The following is a 2,962-nucleotide window of genomic DNA, read 5'->3' on the forward strand; positions in this document are numbered from 1 at the left end:
TCGGACATATCCTTGAATATCTTTTTCTCCCCCCTTGTCATCCATTTCGGTGGATTCTTCATTTTGCCTCCGATTTGACAATCTCCAAAATTGGGCATAATCTTTTCCCGGCAACTCACCTCTCACCCGGAGGATCCCATGAAACGCGTCCTGGTCATCATCACGGCTTTCGTCATCCTTGGTTGCGCTACCCCACAGAGACCGGCTGACCCGGAAGTACCACAAGAACCGGACCCCACAGAGGAAACAATGTCACACGAGGATCTCGCTAAAGGTGGAAAGTTCTTGTTGGACATACTCACAAGTTGGCTCATCGTTTATCCGTGGTGACAATTTCCAGAAATCTCTTCCAGGTTCTGCACTCATGGATCTCATGCCCCAAATACATCGCCTGCAGTCTCAAATCTTTCTGTTCCTTACTCATCCTGCCGCTTTTCTCTTTCTTGTTTTCGATCATCACTACCCGGCCCCCGGGTAAAAGGAGCGTTCAGTCTGGCCAGCCTGGAACGAGGATCCCTTTAACTCGTTTCGATTGCCTGAAACACTGACAGGGATAACCCTTTCTCTTTGCCCACGACATGATATCGCGTTGCAGTTTCGATTCCGGCTCATCAGAGGTGGGAGGCCCAGGCGTAAGCGTGCCGATGACTCCGCTTTCATCGGGGTTGTTTTTGTTTTGTCGCCATCCTGCCCGGGCCTTTTGGGTGAGCTCTTCTATTTCCTGAAGCGTGGGGTTGAAGCCTTTCATGCCGCTATCGCCTCTTCCTTGGGTGGTCGTTTGGCCCATCCCATCTTAGTCAAAAGATCCCGATACCGCTGGGATCTCTCCGCTTTACTTAGTCCCGTGTAACAATCTTCGCACTCATACTGGGGGTGGTTTGTGTCCTTCCGGCAGTAGCGCCACTTCCCACATTTGGAGCAGTGGGTCCTTGTCTCATGGGATTCATAGAGTTCAAGAGGAGGATCAGTTGCCCGTATTCTCTCGATCAGGTCTGCCGGGGTGGGCATCCGGTGAAATTCCTCCATCACCTTCTGCCCGGCTGAAATCACCTGGCTGTCTTGATATCTTTGCATGGCCATCTCCCAAGCCTCCAGGGTTTCGTCTGCCATTTTCTTCCCGAATAGCTCGCAGAAAAGAGTTATCATGTCCTTTACGATCTTCTGACTTGCCATGGTCTGTGCCTCCGTCTTTTTGTGCCCAAACAAGAATGGTTGCATAGTGGGATTTGTACTTCTTGCCTTTCGAGGCGATATAGCTTGATAGTTTTTCAATGCGTTCAGTGGTGCTACCCTCCCCGAATTTGTCTTTGAGTTTTTGAAACTCTTCTTCAGACATTTTCACGTTCCCGAAGGAACCGAGGGATAATATGTTTATGTCTCTCTTCTTATCTGTCTCTGCCTTATCTTTACTTACCTCTGTCTCTAGACAAGCATCTGCTTGCACGTTGCTAGCGTCTGCTAGCGTCTGCTTGCAGGTTTCGAGAAATCCGGTACTTACAAGGAGGTCAATATCTTTCTGCTTAATCGAGTGATCTCGGAGCTGAAAACGGATCTCTTCGAGGTCGGAGGGAACTTCACCCTTTTTTCGGCTTGCCAAAATCCACAGTTGCATCAGCAAGCCCTTGCTAGCGAGTGCTAGCGCAGTGAACTTACGGTTGTTCAAAAGGTCAACGTGTAGCTTGATCCATGGCGGGTTGCGATTGTTATAGTGCTGGTACTGTTCCCAATCATGCACCTTGAGATATTTCATTTATCCCTTCCCTTCCTCTTTCAAAAACAACCCTGGCCATCTCTGGTTACAATACTCGTCCCTGTCGTCCATCACCTTCCTGAGTCGCTGCTCGTGGTCCGGTGGATCCGGATTGTGTGACCCGTCGAAAGGTGGTGGTCCGAAGTCGGTGCGTGGTGTCGGTGTCGGCATAACTGCGTGGCCTAACTGTTCACCACGTGTTTGCATTCTGCGTAGGCGTCAACCTCTTTTAGAAGTGACCGGAAATCCGTGAACCACTCCACCATCTTCCTCATGAGTCCGGCTTGCTCTCCCTTGGCGTACAGTCCGAGTATCGGCCTTCCAACTGCCCAGGCCGCACCTACCTCTGCCCATGCGTCCGTTCCCGATGGACCGATATAAATGACCAAATCTGAGCGGGTTGCGCCGTATGTGTCGTACTCGAACATTTCCTGACCATCCGTGCTATTGATCCACTGTTCAAAGTCGAACTTGATGTTTGTGCGTCCTTCGTCACTCACTGCCCTCTCCACGAAGGAATGAACTTCAATTCCTCTTGCCCTGAGTAGATCGGTCAGCATCTCGACGGCATGTTGATTTTTCCAGCTTGAAGCGATGTAAATTTTCATAGCATCTCCTTATTCCTTAGTGCCCGTATTTACCCCACCAAACTCAGCGCTTCGATCTTGAAATCCACCCCATAAAGATCCCGGATGGTCATCATGGCGGTATGTATCCGCCGCGCCTCTCTGATCTTTTGTTCAAGTTCTTCTTGAAGGCGTGTCAGAACGTCCAGGCCGGCAGTCTTGGCGAGAAAGGTTTCGGTTGTACGATTCTCCCGTACAACTGAATCTTCGCTCCCACTCTGTAGGGGAATATTTTCATGAATATCCTGCCCCGGTTTTACAGACTCTTTCCCCTTCGCCGGTTCCCACTTCGGCCAATCCCCCGGCAACTTCCCCGCCTTCCACTTGTCATAATGCGGGTGACAAAAGCCCCTGGAAAAGTGGGATTCCTGGCAACCGGGGAACTTACATTTCGGCTTCTGGTAGGGCGGTTTAGTGGCTTCCTGCTCCTTCTTGATTTGCCGCATCTGATCGCTCAAACACTCCTTACAAATCTTCGGCTGCCCGTCTCCCCTGAGCCCTGGTGATGGTCTGCCGCAACCCTTTGGGCACATCGGTTTATCCATGGCTTTTTCCTCCTCCTTTTCCGTTTCAATCGGCGTGTCTG

5 protein-coding genes are annotated in these 2,962 nt (G+C 50.7%); all 5 read right to left on the minus strand.

The window, feature by feature from the left end; all coding sequences use genetic code 11:
* Positions 1 to 310: 310 nt before the first annotated feature.
* Positions 311 to 460 (minus strand): hypothetical protein, encoded by a 150-nt coding sequence (locus PHV74_15895; GenBank protein ID MDD5095834.1) that lies wholly within the window; start codon positions 458 to 460, stop codon positions 311 to 313.
* 27 nt (positions 461 to 487) lie between these two features.
* Positions 488 to 748 carry a hypothetical protein gene (locus tag PHV74_15900; GenBank protein ID MDD5095835.1) on the minus strand — a complete coding sequence of 87 codons (261 nt, stop codon included), beginning with the start codon at positions 746 to 748 and terminating at the stop codon, positions 488 to 490.
* A 216-nt stretch (positions 749 to 964) separates the two neighbouring features.
* The gene (locus PHV74_15905) at positions 965 to 1,750 is read right to left on the minus strand and encodes a hypothetical protein (GenBank protein ID MDD5095836.1); all 786 of its coding nucleotides are present in this window, start codon (positions 1,748 to 1,750) and stop codon (positions 965 to 967) included.
* Between the two features lie 182 nt (positions 1,751 to 1,932).
* Positions 1,933 to 2,358 carry a hypothetical protein gene (locus PHV74_15910; protein ID MDD5095837.1) on the minus strand — a complete coding sequence of 142 codons (426 nt, stop codon included), beginning with the start codon at positions 2,356 to 2,358 and terminating at the stop codon, positions 1,933 to 1,935.
* A gap of 29 nt (positions 2,359 to 2,387) precedes the next feature.
* A partial coding sequence (locus PHV74_15915) for a hypothetical protein (GenBank protein MDD5095838.1) occupies positions 2,388 to 2,962 on the minus strand: 575 nt, incomplete at its 5' end.

It is taken from the genome of Dehalococcoidia bacterium, from assembly GCA_028711995.1.
In the GTDB taxonomy this organism is placed as follows: domain Bacteria; phylum Chloroflexota; class Dehalococcoidia; order SZUA-161; family SpSt-899; genus JAQTRE01.